Genomic DNA, 20,792 nt, shown 5'->3' with positions numbered 1-20,792 from the left:
TATTGTTTAGTTTCGTATATTTGATAAAAAGCCTAGCAAATTGCTAGGCTTTTTATTTTAATAACAAAAATAATAATAAAATATGAGGTCGATATGGAAGTACAGCACATTGTCATAATTGGTGGTGGAACAGCTGGATGGCTAGCGGCAAATCATATCGGAAAAGCTGCACAGTTACTTCCAAATGTGAAAGTGACATTAATTGAGTCTCCCGATATTCCAACTATCGGTGTCGGTGAAGGAACAGTACCTGCTATTAAGCAGTCACTACAAAGCTTTGGTATTCGAGAAACTGACTTTATTCGTGATTGTGATGTCAGTTTTAAGCAATCTATTAAGTTTTGTAATTGGTTAGACAAGCATAAACATGGCGTGGGTAACAGCTACCACCACCTATTTGATGTTCCCAGTCCTCTTGGTACTGATTTAACCGATTACTGGCTTAATCAAGCATCAGAGCAAGCCTTTACTCAAGCTGTATCACCGCAACACTATATTTGCGAGTCACTCAAAGCACCTAAATTAATTACTACGCCAGAATACAGTGGCAAAGTGAGTTATGCCTATCATCTTAATGCTGCCAAGTTCGCCAAATTACTCGCTGGCAATGCGACTACAAAATTTGGTGTAAAACATTTGCATGCAAACGTTCTCGATGCAGATATCGATCAGCAGGGTAATTTAACGCAATTGAAGACTGATAAATTCGGCGATTTGAAATTTGATTTCTATATTGATTGCAGCGGCTTCGAATCGATTCTGTTAGCTAAGAAACTTAAGGTTCCTTTTGTTGATAAATCGAAACAATTATTTGTTAATAAGGCGATAGTGGCACAAGTGCCTATAACACCAGAGGATGCTATTCCTCCTTACACCATCGCCACAGCACATCAGGCGGGTTGGATTTGGGATATTGCATTACCAGAGCGACGTGGAACAGGGTTTGTTTATTCAGATAATCATATGTCATCAGCGGAAGCTGAAAAGAAGTTCGATCGTTATTTAGGTGGCAAGTTAGCCAATCTAGAGTCCCGTGAAATCCCAATGAAAGTAGGTTACCGAGAGCAGTTTTGGTTTAAAAACTGTGTAGCGCTTGGTCTTGCTCAAGGTTTTTTAGAGCCCATTGAAGCGACATCTATTTTACTAACAGACTTTGCAGCAGGTTATTTAGCTAAGCGCTTGCCGCAAACCATGGGGCAAATGCCGAGTTTATCAGCGCGATTTAACGACACCATGACTTATGCATGGGAACGAGTTGTTGAATTTGCCAAACTGCATTATTGCATTTCGGACAGAACTGATTCTGATTTCTGGATTGATAACCGACATCCGGATTCTATCCCTGAAGCGTTGAAGCAAAAAATGATGTTATGGCAAGACTATAGCCCAATAACTGATGATTTGTTTTCTCGCTTTGAAGTGTTCAATATCGATAATTATTTGTATGTACTTTATGGAATGAAATACCAAACTCAATCATCTCAACTCGATCGCCTCTATTGCAACACAGCTAAACAGCAAGTGGCTCGAATTCAGCAGATTGGCCAATCTTTAGCTGCTGAATTACCTGAGCATCGGGCACTATTAAATAAAATTAACCAGTTTGGCTTGAAAACAATCTAAACAACCCCAATAAATCTATATAGCTGGTGGTACTTTATTTCTCTATACGGTAACGTTAGCAGCAGATTAAATGATAATGAGCTTTATTGCGTATTGACTTACTGAAAGTTGATAAGGCGTCATTTAAAAATTTTGGGATTTATATTTTAATCTACAAGCGAAAGTTAAAGCTAAAATTTTAAACAAAAAGGGACCTGAATCCCGAATTTTTTATGTAAATCATTATTGATTAGAAGCGCCTGAAGGAGCCAAGATGTCTAACCAAATTACGTTACTTGAACACGCAAAACACGGTGATTTAAAAATCACTCCATCAAGCTACAACCATGTTGAAGATCAGCATATTGTTCCAGTAACTTTGCACGAAATTGGTCGTGCAGCCACTGAATACCCAATTGTATTCGTTAAAAATAGTGACAATGGCGAGTTTCAAGCTGTTGCAATGCTAGGTCTTAAACCTGGTCAAAACTTAAGTGTTAAAGACGGTAAGTGGCAAGGTCTTTATATTCCTGCTGTTGTTCGTGACTACCCACTTGGCCTTGTACTTAATCCAGATATCAAAGATAAAGTTTGGATCGGTATCCGTGAAGAAGCTGCTGAAGTAAGTAAAACTGAAGGCCAAGCATTATTCGAAGGCGAGAAAGAAACTGAATACTTAGAAAGCCGTAAAAAAGCGTTAATTGCGCATTTTGAGCAAGACCAAGCTAGCCGTAATATCTTAGGTTTCTTAGCTGAAAAAGAATTACTCACCACACAAACGTTGACAGTAGATGTTGCTGGTGAAAAGCGTAATATCAATGGTTTATACCTAATTGATGAAGCTAAGCTGAATGAGCTTTCTGATGAAGATTATTTAGAACTTAGAAAGCGCGGTTTACTAGGTCCTATCTATGGCCACCTATCATCACTAAATCAAGTTAATCGTTTAGCTCGCACTGAGATTATGTCTAAGGCTTAATCTTTGCGCATCAAAGAAGGCATTGTGAACTACTTATTAATAGTAGTTAGCAATGCCTTTTTTATTGGCTGACTTTTCATCTGCAATATTAAACAACCTTAGCACTCGTAAAGTTTCATACATTTCAGTTTATTTTAATAAATTAACCCCCCTTAAGTCTCTGTTTTAATTTGTATAAAATACTTATTGTTAAATAACTGTAGCTATTTATTAAAAAAGTGTAGAAATCTAAAATTTATTTCTGTAGATTACTAATGACAGCGTTGTCATCGCTTGTGTGATTCGTTGTTTTAAGGTCCACATGGGTAAGGAAGAGGTCTTTTGTCCATGTTTTAATTGTATTTCGGTCGGGCGAGGTACAATTATTTTTATACTTTTAGTCTCTCCCCAGAAACGAGTATAAGCTGGGTTCATCCTATGGTTCCCAGCTATTTTTTTATCTTTTTTATAATAAACAGCCTTATATCAGCCTGTTATTTGATAAAACTAGATATTGATTAAAAGTATTATGTGTAGACCTAATTCAATTGTGCTTAAAATTATTACGCTTAAAGCCACTAGGCTTAATGCTATTAGATTTACGCTTAAAGCTTTAGTATTAAAGCCATTATGCTTAAGGCTCACCGAGCTGTTGGCTTTAGACATAACCAGGGATAACTGAGGAATTTATGAATAAGACTATCATTGCATCAGCTTTATTATTGTCATTAGGGGTGGTTGGTTGTCAGCATTCATCTTCAGATAAATCCTCACAAGTTAAGCCTGATGTGCAAACAGCATCAATAGCAAGTGCTGTTAATCATAGTTGGACTCAAGCAGCACTTAATGAGTTTGCACAAAAGCTTGATGTTACTTATCGCATGGTGAGTAATGTGCCAGATGAAGCTTGTTCAGAAGCGCAAAAAGATCAACGCTGCTTTATCGCTGAAATCGACTTTACTAGCACTGACAATATTAACGATACCAATTGGTCAATATTTTATAGCCAAATGCGTCCCGTTCAGGATGTGTTAACCCCAGAGTTTGCAATTACTCGAGTGCAGGGGGATCTACATCAAATATCCCCTACAGATCAGTTTACTGGCTTCAAAGCTGGGGAGACTAAAACCCTTGGTTTTAGAGGCGAGCTATGGCAATTATCTGAAACAGATCCAATGCCAAATTATTACATTGTGGTTGAGGGGTTAACGCCAGCAATCATAACGAGTACGCAAGTTTCAATTGATACTGAAACAGGCATGGAGCAAAGACCTTACGTTGAAGCTTTTACAGATGCCAAGAGGCAGTATCGCCGCACTGATAAAGATCAATTAGTGTGGGCAAAAGCTGAAGTGTTATTTGAAACAAACCAGCAGGTTTCTCTGAACAATCAAGTGATTGACAACCGTATTATACCAACACCAGCATCTGTAAATGTAACCTCGACAGATAAACCTGTGGATTTAGCCCAAGGCATTAACGTTTTATATAATCAGGTTAAGCCAAGCTCTGTTGCTGCGGCATTAAATCGACTATCGCGCTTAGGTGTTAATGCGAGTGACTCAGGTATTAAGTTATCCTTAAAAACGGTCAATGATACCAATATACCTGAGAGCTATCAGTTAGCTGTCGCAAAAGATGAGATTGTGATTAGCGCATCAGATGAAGCTGGATTTTCATACGGCATCGCATCAATCGCTGCGTTAATCACACCTGATGACTTAAGTCTTAACACCTTAGAAATTAAAGATAGTCCTCGTTATGATTTTCGTGGCATGCACGTGGATGTCGCACGAAACTTCCATAGCAAACAAATGATCTTAGATTTAATCGATCAAATGGCAGCCTATAAACTCAATAAGCTGCATTTGCATATGGCTGATGATGAAGGCTGGAGATTAGAGATTGACGGACTACCAGAGCTAACAGTTATAGGCAGTAAGCGCTGCCACGATTTAACTGAAACAACATGTTTGATCCCACAGTTAGGCAGTGGACCATTTGCAGATAGTAAAGTTAACGGTTTTTATTCTAAAGCTGACTATATCGAAATACTCCAATATGCTACGGCTCGTCAGGTAGAAGTGATCCCATCAATGGATATGCCTGGGCATTCACGCGCTGCGATAAAATCAATGGAAGCACGCTATCGTAAATTGATGGCGGCAGGGAACGAAGTTGCGGCAAACGAATATTTACTCTCAGACGCTAACGATAAAACGGTGTATTCATCAGTGCAATATTACAGCGACAACACCTTAAATGTTTGCATGGAGTCAACGTTCCACTTTGTTGATAAAGTGATCAGCGAGATCGCTAAATTGCACCAACAAGCCAATCATCCTTTGCATCGTTATCACATTGGCGCAGATGAAACCGCTGGTGCTTGGAAGCAATCACCCCAGTGCCTTACGTTTGTTGCCAATAACGATAAAGGTGTGACGTCAGTTGATGATTTAGGAGCCTACTTTATCGAACGCTTATCTAATTCATTAGCAGCTAAAGGAATCGAACCTGCGGGCTGGAGTGATGGCATGAGCCATACTAATCCAGCGAACATGCCAGCTAAAAGCCAGAGTAATATCTGGGATGTTATCTCCCATGATGGCTACAGACTAGCGCACAAACAGGCAAATCTCGGTTGGGATGCCGTTCTTTCAACCCCAGAAGTACTGTACTTTGATTTCCCTTATGAAGCGGACCCTAAAGAACACGGTTATTACTGGGCAGGCCGAGCTCAAAATAGTCAAAAGATTTTCAACTTTATGCCAGACAACTTGCCCGCAAATGCTGAACAGTGGCAAGACATTGAAGGTAACCCATTTACTGCAGATGACACCGTTAAGAAAGATGAGACAGATAAAGTGATATCGGGTCCACTGCAGCAAGGGAAAGGCTTTAGCGGTATTCAAGGTCAACTGTGGAGTGAAACTGTTCGAAGTGATGATGTTGCAGAATACATGATCTATCCAAGAGTCTTAATGCTTGCTGAGAAAGCTTGGCACCAAGCTGATTGGGAAGTGCCTTATCAATATTCAGGTGCTGTATATAATGCTAATTCAGGCTTCTTTACTGCAGAACTGCGGGCAAAACAACAACAGCAATGGAATGAACTAGCAAACACGCTCGGGCAAAAAGAATTCGCTAAACTCGACAAAGCCAACATTGCTTATCGATTACCTACAGTGGGCGCTAAAGTGATTGATGGAAAGCTGCACACCAATATTGCTTTTCCAGGCTTACAGATTGAATATCGAGACCAAAGAGGCGTCTGGGCTCTGTTCAAGCAACCCGTTGAAGTGACTGGTGAGGTTGAGGTTCGCACAATATCACCAGATGGCAACAGAAAAGGTAGAAGTTTGAGTTTATCTAATCGCTAGATAAATACCAAGCTACACTTGCATACCGATTACATAAGGCGTTAAACAGATTGTTAACGCCTTTTTTATGTCTTTAATATGAGTGAATTACTCATTTTTATATTTTTATTATAATGAGATTATTATTTGTAAACAGTCGCTTAGGTTGTTACACAGCATCGTTGTAGTTTCATTGTAAAAAAACAAATGACAACGCTGTCATTTGTGGTGTAACATTAAGTTAACTTATTCAGGAAGCCAGCCGTATCGTGGGTATTTTCGAATACTGTTGTTTATTTAGCGTTTGAATCACGCTGCTTAACACGGCTTAAATAGAAGAGATAAGAGGGATGTCATGGGCGTTAACTTGCAAACTAAATCACAGCTTTTTATTGGCATCGATGGTGGTGGTAGTAAATGCCGCGCAACAATATTTTGTCCTCAAAGAGGTGTGATAGGAACTGGTGTCGCCGGTAGAGCTAATCCATTACATGGCTTAGAGCAAACCTTCGAATCTATTCTCGCTTCTACTCAACTGGCCATTTCTGATGCCAAACTTAACCCTGATGCTGTTAGCACGCTAGTTGCTGGTCTTGGCTTAGCAGGCGTTAACGTGCCGCGTTTATATGACCTTGTTAACCAATGGCAGCATCCTTTTGCCAAAATGTATCTGACAACAGATTTACATACTGCTTGTATCGGTGCCCATGAAGGCAACGATGGTGCGGTAATTATCACTGGCACTGGCTCTTGCGGTTATGCACATGTTGGTAACCAAAACTTATTAATTGGCGGCCATGGTTTTGCTTTAGGAGACAAGGGGAGTGGAGCGTGGTTAGGCCAACAAGCTGCCGAGCACGTGCTATTAAACCTTGATGGCTTTGCTGAAGACACTCAATTAACTCAGCCTCTTTTAGCTCACTTTAATGTAACTGATGCAATGGGGCTGGTTGAGAATCTTGCAGGCCAGTCTTCAAGTACCTATGCCCAATTAGCTCGCATTGTATTACAACAGGCAGAGCAAGGTGATGCCGTTGCCATTTCAATTGTTAAACAAGGCGCAAAATACATTAGCAACATGGCTCGCAAGCTTTTTGCATTGCAACCAACACGCTTTTCAATGATAGGTGGCCTAGCTGAACCTTTAGCTGTCTGGCTTGATAAAGATGTTGTCGCCAGGGTTGAGCTTGCTATTTCACCGCCAGAAATCGGCGCAATACTTTTTGCGCGTCAAGAATTTGCAGCTCAACAACATAACCGCGAAGTGTCTTAATACCAAGTGCAGACCGCTAACCAATCGCGGTGAATCACTAAAACTTATGCGCCAGACTTAAGCAAAAACTTAAGCAAAAACTTATACGACAAACTTAAGCGACAAACTTAATCATCATATTTAAACATCTGTAGGCTGCACCATTGCATCTTACTCACAATCATTAATAGGGTTAAACCGATGACAGATACAATTATGGAGCTAGAAGCTCGCTCTGCACCACAAAAAATTGCTGATCAACTTGCTGCTAATGCTGGCTTAACGAAAGAACTTGGTGAAAAACTACGTGCTTTCAAACCTAAATTTGTGATGATAGTGGGTCGTGGTTCATCAGATCATGCAGGTGTATTTGCTAAGTATTTGTTTGAGATAGAAGTGGGTATTCCTACTTTTGCCGCGGCGCCGTCAGTTGCCAGTGTATATGGTAAGTCATTACAGCTTGAAGGCGGACTCGTCATTGTTATCTCTCAGTCAGGCCGTAGCCCTGACATTTTAGCCCAAGCAAGAATGGCTAAAAATGCAGGCGCATTTTGCGTGGCTCTTGTGAATGATGAAACAGCACCGATTAAAGATATTGTCGATGTGGTACTGCCACTGCGTGCAGGTGAAGAAAAAGCAGTAGCAGCAACTAAAAGCTATTTAGCGACGTTATCTGCCATTGTTCAATTAACAGCTGAATGGACTCAAAGCGAGTCATTAGCTGCTGCAGTTGATTCAATGCCATCTGCACTTCAAACGGCTGTTGATTCAGCGCCTCAGTTAACACCAGAATCATTAGAGGGTGTGAATAATTTAGTGGTGCTCGGCCGTGGATTAGGTTATGCCGTGACAAAAGAAATAGCACTTAAAATGAAAGAGGTTTGCTCTATTCATGCCGAATCTTTCAGTAGTGCTGAGTTTTTACATGGACCAGTGACACTGGTTGAGAAGAAGCTTGCGATTGTCGATGCTTGCATCAACGATGAATCTTACGAAAGCCATATTGAGCAGATTGAAAATGTGTCTCAGCGCGGCGCAGACTTAGTGCATTTAAATCAAACCTCAAAAGATATTCATCCACGTGTTGCTCCATTGGCATTATTGCAACGCTTTTACATTGATGTTGCTGCTGTAGCAGTTGCACGAGGTATTGACCCAGATCAGCCTGAAGGGCTTAAAAAAGTCACTCAAACCCTGTAAATTAAATTTTCACTGTACTGTACTGTACTGTCCTGTACTGAGCTGAACCAAACTTAAGTATAAGAACGTTAGGTTTAGCAACGTTAGGTTTAACAAAGTTAATAAGTGCCCTAAAGAGACACACTATGAAGCAAACTCTGATTGTAGATAAATATTTTGATGGCGAACTGTTTCAGCCAAGAGCTGCGATAACCGTTGAAAACGGTGTCATTTCAGCAATTAATCACATTGCTGATACCGGTCTAGATTTACAATTAGTGGATGAATACGCTTTAGAGAATGTGACTCATTTACAGGGTAAATTGGTACCAGGATTTGTTGATGTGCAAGTAAATGGTGGCGGCGGGGCACTGTTTAATGCTCAGCCTACGCTAGATTGCATTAAAACGATCGGTGCGGCCCATTCCAAGTTCGGCACCACAGGCTTTTTACCGACACTTATTACAGATAAAGTTGAAGTCATGGCAAAAGCGGCAGATGCAGTTGCTGAAGCGATTGCATCAAAAACTGTCGGCGTATTAGGGATTCACTTTGAAGGGCCGCATTTAAGTGTGCCGAAAAAGGGTGTTCATCCTCAATCGTTCATTCGAACCATTTCCGATGAAGAGTTAGCGATTTTTGCTCGCAAAGATTTAGGTATTAAAGTGGTGACTTTAGCGCCTGAAAATGTGTCTGCTGAGGTGATAAAAACCTTAGTCTCACATGATGTTAAAGTGTGTTTAGGTCATTCAAATGCCGATTACGATACGGTTGTAGCGGCACTAGAAGCTGGAGCTGACGGCTTTACTCATTTATTTAATGCAATGTCTGGTTTCGGTTCAAGAGAACCTGGCATGGTGGGCGCGGCGTTAGAAAGCGAACATGCGTGGTGTGGTTTAATTGTCGATGGTCATCATGTCCACAGCGCGACAGCGAAAGTAGCAATTAACGCTAAACCGCAAGGTAAAGTCATGCTGGTCACAGACGCTATGCCGCCGGTCGGCATGGATGATAATGCCAGTTTTGAACTATTTGGCACTGAGGTCATTAGACAAGGCGATAGGCTTAATGCAAAGTCAGGTGAACTGGCTGGTTGTGTGTTAGATATGGTGGGAGCAGTTAATAACAGTGTCAGTATGCTAGGTTTATCTCATGAAGAAGCACTTAAAATGGCATCACTTTATCCTGCTCAATACCTTAATAAAACAGAACTAGGCAAAATTGCAGTTGGTCAGCAAGCCGATTTTGTCCTGCTTAATTCGCAACAGACAGTGAGTCAAACTTACATCAAGGGTGAGCTGATTTATAGCGACGTTGCTTACACAGAATCTAACGCTCAAGGTGTTTAAGGTGTCTAGCTCACTCACATCGCAACCTTTAACTAATGTTCAAGAAGGCCAAGACGTAAGGGCAAATACAAAAGCCAGTAAGCCGTCTAAACCGCGTCTTATGTCACTTGATTCTCTTCGTGGTTTTGACATGTTTTGGATTTTAGGTGGTGAAGGCTTATTTGCTGCATTACTCGTGTTAACGGGCTGGAGTGGATGGCAATGGTTTGATGGCCAAATGCACCACAGCCAATGGCATGGTTTTACTTTTTATGATGTTATATTCCCTTTATTTATCTTCTTATCTGGTGTCGCTTTAGGCTTATCTCCTAAAAGGTTAGACAAGTTACCACTTTCACAACGTACCCCCATATATCGCCATGCGTTTAAACGCCTAGGTTTATTGATTTTATTAGGCGTTCTTTATAACCATGGTTGGGGCACTGGCGCGCCTGTAGATCCTGAGCAGGTCCGATACGCAAGCGTGTTAGCACGTATTGGTTTCGCTTGGTTTATTGGTGCAATGCTTGTGTGGCACACAAGTTTACGAACTCAAATCATTAGCGCATTCGCCATTTTAATTGGTTATGGCTTATTGCAATTATTCATGCCGTTCCCTAACGGTCAAGCTGGCCAGTTTACTCAATCGGGGAGTATCAATGCATATATTGATACCTTATTCCTTCCTGGTATTTCCTATCAAAATCGAGCATTAGATCCTGAAGGTATTCTTTCGACACTCCCTGCTGTGGTTAATGGTTTAATTGGCGTCTTTGTCGGACAGTATCTCGTAAAGCATCAGCAAGCATTGAACAAATTGTCTGGCGAATGGGTAAAAGTCATAAGCCTATTGCTCGTTGGTGCATTATTAATTGGTTTAGGTTGGTTAGTTGATATGATCATTCCAGTTAATAAAGACTTATGGACTAGCAGCTTTGTTTTGGTGACGTCTGGTTGGAGCATGGTATTTTTAGCGATTTTCTACGGCATCGTAGATGTCTTAAAGTGGCAAAAATGGTCGTTGGTATTTGTAGTGATTGGCACGAATGCCATTATCATTTATCTCGCATCTAGTTTAATGAACTGGCAGTATTTTGCTCAAAGTCTATTTGGTGGTGTAGTCAATGCCGCACCAGCTAGTTGGCAACAATTACTCTCAGTGATGAGTTTACTCGCAGTGCAATGGTTAGCATTGTTATGGCTATATCAGCGCAAGATATTTATTAGAATTTAAGAGCGACTGAAGTTATCTGCTTTAGTGGCGATTTAAGTGCTTGGCTTGTTTAGTAATTTCTCAAGCCTGATTTTCACTTGTTATGGTTCTACCAGTTAAAGGAATGACAGCGTTGTCTTTGTGGTGTTTATGTTTTAACATGAATTGCATATTTGCTATGAAATGAGTTAACAATTCGGCATCATAGCAATGCTAAAACCTCAATAACAATAAGACACATATGGGGCGGTAACGAGCGGTTATTGCCAGATATTAATGACAATAAGAAGCAGGTTTATGGAAACTACAATGAATAACAGCCAGCAAAAAAGCAGTGTACTGCCGATGGCGATTGTCGCCATTCTCTTTTTCGTACTCGGGTTTGCCACTTGGCTAAACGGCTCATTGATGCCGTACCTTAAACAGATTTTACAACTCACCCCATTTCAAGCTTCACTGATCTTATTTTCCTTCTATATTGCCGTGACCTTTACTGCACTGCCATCTGCCTGGGTTATACGTAAAGTGGGCTATAAATCTGGCATGGCCTTAGGCATGGGGATCATGATGATCGCTGGCTTATTGTTTATTCCGGCCGCTAAAACTCAGATATTTCCATTGTTCTTATTAGCGCAATTAGTCATGGGGACTGGGCAAACTTTATTACAAACTGCGGTTAATCCTTATGTAGTTCGCTTAGGGCCAGAAGAGTCAGCTGCAGCGCGTGTGAGTGTGATGGGGATTTTAAATAAAGGTGCTGGTGTTATTGCGCCAATGGTATTTACTGCTTTGATTCTAGATAGCTTTAAAGACCGTGTTGGCACGACCTTAACTCAAATACAGATTGATGAAATGGCCAATAGTTTAATCCTTCCTTACTTAGGGATGGCGATATTCATTGGTGTATTAGCGTTTGCAGTGAAAAAATCACCTTTGCCAGAATTGGAGCAAGAAGCAGAGGAAGGTTCAGAGAAAGGGCAAATTAAAGAAGCCTTAGCCCGTCCTAACTTGGCTTTAGGTGTGGTTGCATTATTTGTATACGTTGCTGTCGAAGTGATTGCTGGTGATACCATTGGCACCTACGCGTTAACCTTAGGCGTTGAAAATTACGGGGTAATGACCTCATACACTATGGTGTGCATGGTGATAGGTTACACGCTGGGTATTATCTGTATTCCTCGATTTATATCACAGCCTAATGCGTTACTGATTAGCGCAATACTAGGCGTAATATTATCATTAGGTATTGTGTTTGGTGACAGTGAATCTTTTACTATTGCTAATATAATATTAGTGCCGTTTGGTGGCGCTGAACTACCTGATACATTACTGCTTATTGCATTTTTAGGTCTAGCGAATGCTATCGTGTGGCCAGCAGTATGGCCTTTAGCACTCTCTGGTATGGGTAAGTTAACCAGTACCGGTTCTGCGCTACTGATTATGGGTATTGCTGGTGGCGCTTTTGGACCTGTGTTTTGGGGGCTAACAAGCTCTGCTACTTCTCTTGGTATGCAAGGCGGCTACTTAGTGATGATCCCATGTTACTTATTCATTTTGTTCTATGCCGTCAAAGGTCATAAGATGACGAGCTGGAAATAAGACATTTGATAGTGATAAACGTGATAGTTCTAGTCCTGAAGTGATAAGTCAGGTCATCTAAATCAAGTTTATTTTATCCAATAAAAAGCCACTCGATTGAGTGGCTTTGTTGATCATTAATCATCATTTATTGATGATGATTAATCGACATTAGTGATTAGTAGGTTGCTCTAACTTCTCCATCACTTGCTTCAAGCTGAAGCTTGCCGCTTTTTGTCTTGGAGGGTATTCCTTAAATGTTTCAAGGAAAGTAGCAACATAAGCCTGCGCTGGTACTAACAAATATGCACGGTCAATCAACCAATCATAGTAAGTGTTAGAGGTACGGTCAGCTGTTTCGTATGGGTCCATACGCAGGTTAAATATTTTAGGAAGACGTAACTCAACAAAAGGTTCTGCCCAGATTTGAAGCGTACCTGTTACTCGCTGCTCTAAGAATACTGCTTTCCAGTTCTTATAACGTAGTGCAGCCAAGTCGCCATCATCAGTAAAGTAGAAAATTTCTTCACGTGGACCGGCTTTCTCTTTACCTGTTAGGTAAGGCAGGAAGTTATAACCATCAAGATGGTTTTTAAACTTTTTACCATTTGCGCTGTAACCTTTCAGAAGTTTATCTTTAATTTTAGTATCACCAGCCGCAGCTGCGAATGTTGGCAGCCAATCCATGTGATGCATGATTTCGTTGGATACACTACCTGGCTCAATATTCCCTGGCCATCTCACCATAGCAGGAACACGGAAAGCGCCTTCCCAACTGGTATTTTTCTCACTTCTAAATGGCGTTAAACCTGCATCTGGCCAAGTGTTCATATGCGGGCCATTATCAGTGGAGTAAAACACAATAGTGTTATCTTTAATGCCTAAGTCATCTACTTTTTTCAGCAGCTCACCAACATGGTTATCATGTTCAACCATACCGTCAGCATAGTTGCTTAAGCCACTAGAGCCTTGTAACTCAGGTTTAATATGAGTACGGAAATGCATGCGAGTTGCATTCCACCAGACAAAGAAAGGCTTCTTTGATTTTACGCTTTTTTCCATAAAATCAAGGGCTGCTGAGACGGTTTCGTCATCAATGGTTTCCATTCTTTTTTTACTTAGTGGGCCAGTATCTTCAATTTTACCGTCAGCTGTAGATTTGATAACGCCACGTGGACCGAACTTTTTCAAAAACTCAGGATCTTTTGGGTAATCGACATTCTCAGGTTCTTCTTCAGCATTTAGATGGTACAAGTTACCTAAAAATTCATCAAAGCCATGCGCAGTGGGTAAAAACTCATCCTTATCTCCAAGGTGATTTTTACCAAATTGACCAGTGGCATAACCAAGAGGTTTCAATACTTCAGCTATAGTCGCGTCTTCAGCTTGTAGGCCGATATCAGCACCCGGAAGTCCAACTTTACTTAAACCTGTTCTAAAAACACTTTGGCCAGTGATAAAGGTTGAGCGCCCTGCAGTACATGATTGCTCACCGTAGTAATCGGTAAACATCAGTCCTTCTTTAGCAATACTATCAATGTTAGGTGTTTTGTAGCCCATCAAACCAAACGTATAAGCACTGACATTGGCTTGGCCAATATCATCACCCCATATAACTAATATATTTGGCTTACTGGCTGCAGCAGCGCTTGCTGAAAGCATACCTATAGTAACTGCAGTAGTTACTCCTAGGAACTTCTTGATTCTAACCATGTTAATTTCCCTATATGACTTGAAGATTGAAGTGGTACATAAACAACACTAAGTATTAACGTAACAGCTAAATTAGATATTTAACAAGTAGTAATAAGTGTTGTTTACATAAATATAGTGTAAATATGAATAAATATTTCACTGATGCGATAGTGTGACTAAACAAGACTAATTAATCACCAATACAGGTTGATGACAGATTTAGATCACTATTAAAACAGAAGGAGGGAGGTGAGTTGTTTGCCTAGGTGCTTACTTAATTGCATAATTGCATAATTGCATAATTGCTTAATTACTTAGGTTTTGATTTGAATTATGTATGAGTGAGTTTTTAGGCAAATTTTAGACACAAAAAAGCCACTCTATTGAGTGGCTGTTTTGTATATGGTGCCGGCACCAAGAGTCGAACTCGGGACCTACTGATTACAAGTCAGTTGCTCTACCAACTGAGCTATGCCGGCTTATCTTTTTAACAGTGACAACACTATTAAATAAATTGTGGTGCCCGAACCCGGAATCGAACCAGGGACACGAGGATTTTCAATCCTCTGCTCTACCGACTGAGCTATTCGGGCAACTAAACTAAAGCGTTAGTTATCTACTTCAAACTGACAATATACTTGGTGGTTAACACCTGTCTCGTTTGGAGTGCGCACATACTATAGTCATGGTTCTCATCGTGCAAGTGCTTTTTAGCACTTTTGAACCAATCAGCGCTTAAGCGGCGATATAATATGCAAGGTAGCGATGAAATGATCTCTTTGGGGAGCTGACGTGGTAAAAATAGAAGCATAAAGGCTACAGAGAGCAGGTAGTTTGTTACTCGGCTAATGATGACGTAGAGGCAATACCATATGTTAACTAATATTGAAGCGGTTTTTTTGAAGTGGTTTTTTGAAGTGTTTATTCAGAGCCAGTATATGAGTATGCATTAATTAGCTAACTTGACTTGAGTGTTGAATAAAGAAAATGAGATAAGTGCTTTAGAGTTTTTATCTAAAAACAGATACAAAAAAGCCACTCTATTGAGTGGCTGTTCTGTATATGGTGCCGGCACCAAGAGTCGAACTCGGGACCTACTGATTACAAGTCAGTTGCTCTACCAACTGAGCTATGCCGGCTTATTTTTTTAACAGTGATAACACTATTAAATAAATGATGGTGCCCGAACCCGGAATCGAACCAGGGACACGAGGATTTTCAATCCTCTGCTCTACCGACTGAGCTATTCGGGCAACTAAACTAAGTGTTAGTTAACTACTTCAAACTAGCTGCTAACTCACTTGTTAGTGGCTGTGTCGTTTGGAGTGCGCACATATTATAGGGATGGATTTAAACACGCAAGTGGTTTTTTAAAACTTTTTAATTGTTCGCTTAGTTAGTATCCAAAATGGTGCTTTTTTGATGGTTTTTACATAGAGGTTGAATCATTTCTTTCAACTCTAGTTCACTCTTCAGTTTGCGGTAGGAATGACAGTTTAGATGTTATGACAAAAGCATTTGGTTTCCACAAACACAACCTTTCGAAAAAATAGGATGTTTTAGGTTCTATTTTGCGATTTTATTTTAGGGTTAAAGCTATAAGATAAACATCATCGAAATACAGAGGGACATGCTCGATGTTAGCAAATACTAAAAATGGCTATGGTTTAGTGACTATCATTATTCATTGGTTAAGCGCCTTAGCCATCATAGGTTTATTTGGCCTAGGTTTTTGGATGGTGGATCTGACTTATTACAGTAGTTGGTATAAAACAGCTCCCGATATTCACAAAAGTGTCGGTATTCTGCTACTGGGGTTAACCTTGCTAAGGGTTTTATGGCGCTTCTTTTCTGTTAAACCTCAACCTGAACAATCTCATAAGGCTTGGGAACAGGTTGCAGCTAAGTGGGCTCATCGAGTGTTGTACGCTTTAATGCTGTTAATAATGGTAAGCGGCTTTCTAATTTCAACTGCAGACGGCAGAGGTATTTTGGTGTTTGATTGGTTTGAAGTGCCTTCATTAGGCAGCTTTATTTCTAACCAAGAAGATATTGCTGGGCTAGTTCATCAGTATTTGGCTTATAGCTTAATTGCACTCGTTATCATCCATGCAGCTGGCGCGATTAAACATCAGCTTAAGGATAAAGACGGTACGTTAAGCAAAATGATTAAACCGATTCGAAAATAATTTAGCTCGGTTTGTTAGCTCAGGATAATCAGCCAGATCGTTATATTCAGCTTGGTATATTCAGTTCGGTATATAAAGCTCAGTAAATAGAGCTCGGTAAATAAGTATTGGCAGTCATTGCGACTCAATATTTGATACACGATTAACTGAGTTTGATTTTATTTAGACAGACAACAGGCTTTTATCAACAGATTTTTATCAATACATTTTATCTACTAAAGATTTATATAAGGGAATAGCAAAATGAAAAACCAACTTATTGGCACACTAATCGGTTCAGCACTTTTAATGCCATTGACAGCGAATGCTGCAGACTATGTTATTGATACTCAGGGAGCTCACGCTTCTATCCAATTTAAAGTCAATCATCTGGGTTATAGCTTTGTAGCTGGCCGTTTTAATGATTTTGGTGGTGATTTTAGCTATGACGCAGCGAACATAGCTGGTTCAGCTATTAACGTGACTATTAATACGACCAGTGTTGACTCTAACCATGCAGAAAGAGATAAGCATTTACGTGGCAGTGATTTTTTAAATACAGGTAAATTTCCACAGGCTGAATTTGCATCTACCAGTGTCGAAGATAAAGGTAATGGTCAACTTGTGCTGAATGGTAATTTAACCTTAAACGGTGTGACTAAACCGATTGCTATTGATGCAGCATTTATTGGCGAAGGCAAAGATCCATGGGGTGGATATCGTGCTGGTTTTGCTGGGACAACTGAATTTGCTATGAAGGATTTCGGCATAAAAATGGACTTAGGGCCAGCGTCTGCCAATGTGACTTTAGATCTTATTGTTGAAGGTATAAAGCAATAAATTTGATGTTGTTGCCAGAAGTCGAACGCTAACTGGTTATATAATAATGCCGCTTAACTTTATCCAAAACAGTAAAGCAATAGCGGCATTTTTGTGTCTTTATAGGTATTTAAATCACCATATAATAGCTATTTAATCAGTTTGATTTTACCGAATACATCTGCACTTTTATAACCTCGATTCATATCGCCATCAACCGCTTTTATAGGATGCGAACCGATAAAATTCTCTCTTTGCTTTGAACCATCATTGTCACAATAAGCGAGCATGAACCCCATAACTTTACCGGCAGAAAGCGTAATAGGTGACACTTGGTTATGTGCAAAAGCATCTAAACTATCATCATAGCTGTCAGGAAAGATGTGAATAGCCATCTCCCAGTATATCTTTTTAGGATTAATAGGATCACGAGTCCAAACTGTTTCGATATGTTCATTAAAGGTCATAGCTTGTTTAAGAGTAGAGAAGTCCGCAACTTGTCGGTCTAAAGCCACGTGGTATGCAAAGGCATTATGGTTAAATTGATGCTCTCCACCTGATGCATCTTCATCTAAAAATACCTCAACAGTATCATCATCCCAATATAGAACCGTTGGATCAGCAGTTTGATCGAACAGTACGTCATCAATAATTTCTGCGAGTAAAAACAACTTATCTTCACGCCAGAGTAATTTATATTGGCCACTGAAATCATCTGCAGAAATAGCAGGGCCGATAATCATTTGATCAATGGGGTGCCATTTAGCTTGCTGCCAGTCTGATTCGCTAGGGATGCCATCAATAGTGATGTCACTATTGGCTCTATTAACCTCAATGATTTGATGGCTGTGTTCTTGATGCAATTTTTCAGTTGATAACTCGGCAGCAACAACGGATAGTGTGCTAAAAAATAGGCTTATAATTAATGCTAGGGCTACAGCGCTATGGTTAACAGCGCTATGGTTGAATTTAACTCGGTTAAATATGCCTAAGCTAGCTGTTGTCAGGTCATGATTTTGTTTATTGGGGATACGATAACGATTACTAAACCATTCCATAGTTTTCTTGCTCCGAATTTGCATCTTATACTTTGTGATAAGTGTACTTGTGTTTAAAAATAACGTCACAGGCAGTCTATTCTATATAGTATTCGAATAAATAGATTAGATAATGCTAAAAGATAACAAATTCCAAAAGCTTTATCTAATCTATTGTTTTTTAAGTTATTAAATGACATCTGTGCTCAGTTAATTAACAGAGGGTGCCAATGGGAGAGCAACCTCAATGCAATAATTTTGCTTTGGCTTTATGGCTAATATAAATTCGCCCTGTTGATTGATATGAATCGGAGTCCCATCAACTAACACTTGCTGCTCTGAGATATGTTCTTCACGTTTTACATTGAGTTTAATTGTTGATTGTCTAAACAGACGAGTGACCTCTAACTTGTCCCAAGCGCTCGGTAACTGAGGTTGAATTTTAAGACCGTCTTTAATCCCTTTTAAGCCAATTAATTGCTCGATGACGATTCGATAAATCCATGCAACGGTGCCAGTATTAAATAATTGGCTGGATTTACCTGCATCTTCAGGGTATTGAAAGTAAGCGCCGCGGTAATAATTAGGGATAAATACAGGCAGTTGACCTCGGGCGAGGGTATCGATATCTGAGCTAGGATTAATCATGGTATTTAATAGCTCAAAAGCTGTGTCGGTTTCACCTCTCTCAAACAAAGCAAAAATATAAAATGCGCCAGCATGATTATAAACTGAGCCATTTTCGCCGGTACCAGGGAATTTTTGCGTAAGCCTACCGACTTCTTCATGCATATGGGTATAACTTGGCGCCAGCATCATCATTCCAAAGGGGCTTTGCAATTGTTGCTTGATTTGAGCCTGCATTAATGGCCATTGTTGCTCTGTGATGGCGCCAGAAAGCATGGAAAAACTTTGCGGGTTTAAATAGATTCGCCCTTCGGTATTTGCGCTGACACCGAAACAGTTGCCTGCATCGGTAATGCCTCGCGCAAACCATTCACCATCCCAGCAATGTTGGTTTACATCCTGATTTAAAGTATTGGCTTGTTGTCGCCATTTATCTGCTTGCGCATTTTCCCCAATAGCCACACTGACATCGGCCCATAACTTCATACTGTAGGCGCTTGCAAGGCTTAACCAGCTAGAAACACCGATGCCTTTATAGCCAACCATATTCATCGGATCGCACCAATCACCTTGGTTAATATAATTCAGGCCTCTGCTATCTCTTTGTGACCATAAATAATCTAGGGCAAGGTTTATGTGTTCCAGCACGCTCACGCTATATTGATTATCTGAAAAGGGAATGTCTTGGTTAAGAAAGTCGTAATCACCAGTTTCATTTAAATAGGCTTCAATACAAATCACCAGCCAAACGCAATGATCTGTATGTGGGATTTGATTAATATACTTAAGCTCTGAATCTGCATTTAACAAAACACCATCGGGCATTTCACCATTTTTATGTTGTTGTGACAGGGCTTTTATAAAGGCACTTTTGGTTTTATCAGGGCTGATATACATCATCCCCATCGCATCTTGTAAGTAATTCCTAGTTTGCGGATCTGTGCTAAGGCGGTTGACATCACCATGATAAAAAACTTGCCTTGGCAGCCAATGATTAATGAAATTATCAAGTGCATTATTTGGGCTGCTAATTTCAAGTTTATTATCAGAAGTAGCAATATACTGCTGATATTTTTGTTTGGCCTTATTCAGTTTCTGTTCTGAACTGAGATACTTTTGTTTGAGCTGCTTAGCTTCCTTAGCATCTTTAACTGGGGCAAAGATAAAGTTAAATTGCGATGACTCTTCAGGGCTTAAGCTTTGCGTAAACTGCATTATGGCTGCAGGACTTTGATAATGGGCAGGCTTAGAGGCTAAATGTTCATTTTTTATAGCATCAGGATTATTCAATCCGCCTTCACCTTCAAAAATGACTTGTCGAGTCTCGTAGCTGGTTGGTTTTTTATCACTGATAAAAACCGTGGTGTCCTTAAAGTCTTTTTGAACAGGGTATTGTTCAACTTTTTGATAAGGCGTGACTGATTCACACAAAATGCTAGTAAGCGTGTCATCAAATCTTGCAGATTGATTCATCCAAGACATGTAGCCGACAGGGAAATAACTGTAGATGCTTAAATCTCGAATACTATCAGCATGATTGGTGACGCTAAGTTGCCAAAGTTCGGCTGTATCTTCTGCTGTTAACGATAAGTTCAGGTGGCAAGTAAGATTTAAATGCTCCACTTTCCAACTAATTTTATGTTTATCGACGATAAACTCAAACTTTCTGTGCGCTTGTTTTACAGGGGCATAAGGGACTGAAAATATCTCACCCGTTTGATTATCCTTTATGTAGAAAAAGCGCCCTGGGTGATGGCTAAAATAGGCGTGCTCAGGCTGCATAAATGTCTTGGCTTCAAGGGCGGGGCCATGAGCATATTTAGCAGGTTCAGGCTGCATAAATTGAGCCACGGCATAACCTCGACAATTCATTTGAATCATCATGTTTTCATTCCACAGAAAACCACATGCATTTGGCATGCTGGTTGGGCTATGTAGACTGACAGCGCCATTTTGTTGGTTGTAAGTGATCACTAT

13 protein-coding genes and 4 tRNA genes are annotated in these 20,792 nt (G+C 40.2%); 10 read left to right on the top strand and 7 right to left on the bottom strand.

All coding sequences use genetic code 11. The features are described from left to right. Positions 1-93 precede the first annotated feature (93 nt). From LMH66_RS00750 to nagP, 8 genes are all read left to right on the top strand, one after another. Positions 94-1,623, top strand: coding sequence for a tryptophan halogenase family protein (locus LMH66_RS00750; RefSeq protein ID WP_229367716.1), 1,530 nt, complete (start codon positions 94-96; stop codon positions 1,621-1,623). Positions 1,624-1,876: 253 nt separating this feature from the next. Further along, positions 1,877-2,581, top strand: a complete 705-nt coding sequence (locus tag LMH66_RS00745; RefSeq protein ID WP_102529905.1) for a SapC family protein — start codon at positions 1,877-1,879, stop codon at positions 2,579-2,581. A 668-nt stretch (positions 2,582-3,249) separates the two neighbouring features. Then, the gene (locus LMH66_RS00740; protein WP_229367714.1) at positions 3,250-5,940 is read left to right on the top strand and encodes a family 20 glycosylhydrolase; all 2,691 of its coding nucleotides are present in this window, start codon (positions 3,250-3,252) and stop codon (positions 5,938-5,940) included. A 334-nt stretch (positions 5,941-6,274) separates the two neighbouring features. Continuing rightward, a complete protein-coding gene (nagK, locus tag LMH66_RS00735) occupies positions 6,275-7,192 on the top strand; it encodes an N-acetylglucosamine kinase (protein ID WP_229367712.1) in 918 nt (305 codons plus the stop codon). A gap of 180 nt (positions 7,193-7,372) precedes the next feature. Then, the gene (nagB-II, locus tag LMH66_RS00730; RefSeq protein ID WP_102528681.1) at positions 7,373-8,371 is read left to right on the top strand and encodes a glucosamine-6-phosphate deaminase NagB-II; all 999 of its coding nucleotides are present in this window, start codon (positions 7,373-7,375) and stop codon (positions 8,369-8,371) included. 125 nt (positions 8,372-8,496) lie between these two features. Beyond that, positions 8,497-9,699 carry an N-acetylglucosamine-6-phosphate deacetylase gene (gene nagA / locus LMH66_RS00725; RefSeq protein WP_229367710.1) on the top strand — a complete coding sequence of 401 codons (1,203 nt, stop codon included), beginning with the start codon at positions 8,497-8,499 and terminating at the stop codon, positions 9,697-9,699. 100 nt (positions 9,700-9,799) lie between these two features. Continuing rightward, the gene (nagX, locus tag LMH66_RS00720) at positions 9,800-10,912 is read left to right on the top strand and encodes a transmembrane glucosamine N-acetyltransferase NagX (protein ID WP_229368144.1); all 1,113 of its coding nucleotides are present in this window, start codon (positions 9,800-9,802) and stop codon (positions 10,910-10,912) included. A gap of 276 nt (positions 10,913-11,188) precedes the next feature. Continuing rightward, complete coding sequence (nagP, locus tag LMH66_RS00715) at positions 11,189-12,490, top strand: N-acetylglucosamine MFS transporter NagP (protein ID WP_102528679.1); 1,302 nt, start codon at positions 11,189-11,191, stop codon at positions 12,488-12,490. Between the two features lie 150 nt (positions 12,491-12,640). Here the strand turns inward: nagP and LMH66_RS00710 are convergent, their stop codons facing one another. The 5 genes from LMH66_RS00710 to LMH66_RS00690 all read right to left on the bottom strand — a co-directional run bounded on the left by LMH66_RS00710 (position 12,641) and on the right by LMH66_RS00690 (position 15,417). Continuing rightward, the gene (locus LMH66_RS00710; protein WP_420709393.1) at positions 12,641-14,131 is read right to left on the bottom strand and encodes an arylsulfatase; all 1,491 of its coding nucleotides are present in this window, start codon (positions 14,129-14,131) and stop codon (positions 12,641-12,643) included. Between the two features lie 436 nt (positions 14,132-14,567). Then, positions 14,568-14,643 (bottom strand) — tRNA-Thr (locus LMH66_RS00705). 38 nt (positions 14,644-14,681) lie between these two features. Beyond that, positions 14,682-14,757: transfer RNA gene (locus LMH66_RS00700), tRNA-Phe, on the bottom strand. Between the two features lie 470 nt (positions 14,758-15,227). Next, positions 15,228-15,303 (bottom strand) — tRNA-Thr (locus LMH66_RS00695). 38 nt (positions 15,304-15,341) lie between these two features. Then, a tRNA-Phe gene (locus tag LMH66_RS00690) sits at positions 15,342-15,417 on the bottom strand. A 384-nt stretch (positions 15,418-15,801) separates the two neighbouring features. On the opposite strand from LMH66_RS00690, the gene LMH66_RS00685 reads away from it, so the two are divergent. Both LMH66_RS00685 and LMH66_RS00680 read left to right on the top strand, forming a co-directional pair. Beyond that, positions 15,802-16,353 (top strand): cytochrome b, encoded by a 552-nt coding sequence (locus tag LMH66_RS00685; RefSeq protein ID WP_102528677.1) that lies wholly within the window; start codon positions 15,802-15,804, stop codon positions 16,351-16,353. A gap of 243 nt (positions 16,354-16,596) precedes the next feature. Next, a complete protein-coding gene (locus tag LMH66_RS00680; RefSeq protein ID WP_229367696.1) occupies positions 16,597-17,172 on the top strand; it encodes a YceI family protein in 576 nt (191 codons plus the stop codon). Positions 17,173-17,300: 128 nt separating this feature from the next. Here LMH66_RS00680 and LMH66_RS00675 read toward each other — a convergent pair whose 3' ends face one another. After that, positions 17,301-18,209 carry a CBM9 family sugar-binding protein gene (locus tag LMH66_RS00675; RefSeq protein WP_229367693.1) on the bottom strand — a complete coding sequence of 303 codons (909 nt, stop codon included), beginning with the start codon at positions 18,207-18,209 and terminating at the stop codon, positions 17,301-17,303. Between the two features lie 189 nt (positions 18,210-18,398). Next, positions 18,399-20,789, bottom strand: coding sequence for a GH36-type glycosyl hydrolase domain-containing protein (locus LMH66_RS00670; protein ID WP_229367690.1), 2,391 nt, complete (start codon positions 20,787-20,789; stop codon positions 18,399-18,401). Positions 20,790-20,792: the final 3 nt, after the last annotated feature.

It is taken from the genome of Shewanella sp. 10N.7, assembly GCF_020806285.1.
Classification (GTDB): Bacteria; Pseudomonadota; Gammaproteobacteria; order Enterobacterales; family Shewanellaceae; genus Shewanella; species Shewanella electrodiphila.
The sequence above is the reverse complement of the archived record's forward strand: the minus strand, read 5'-3'. Positions and strand labels throughout refer to the sequence as shown.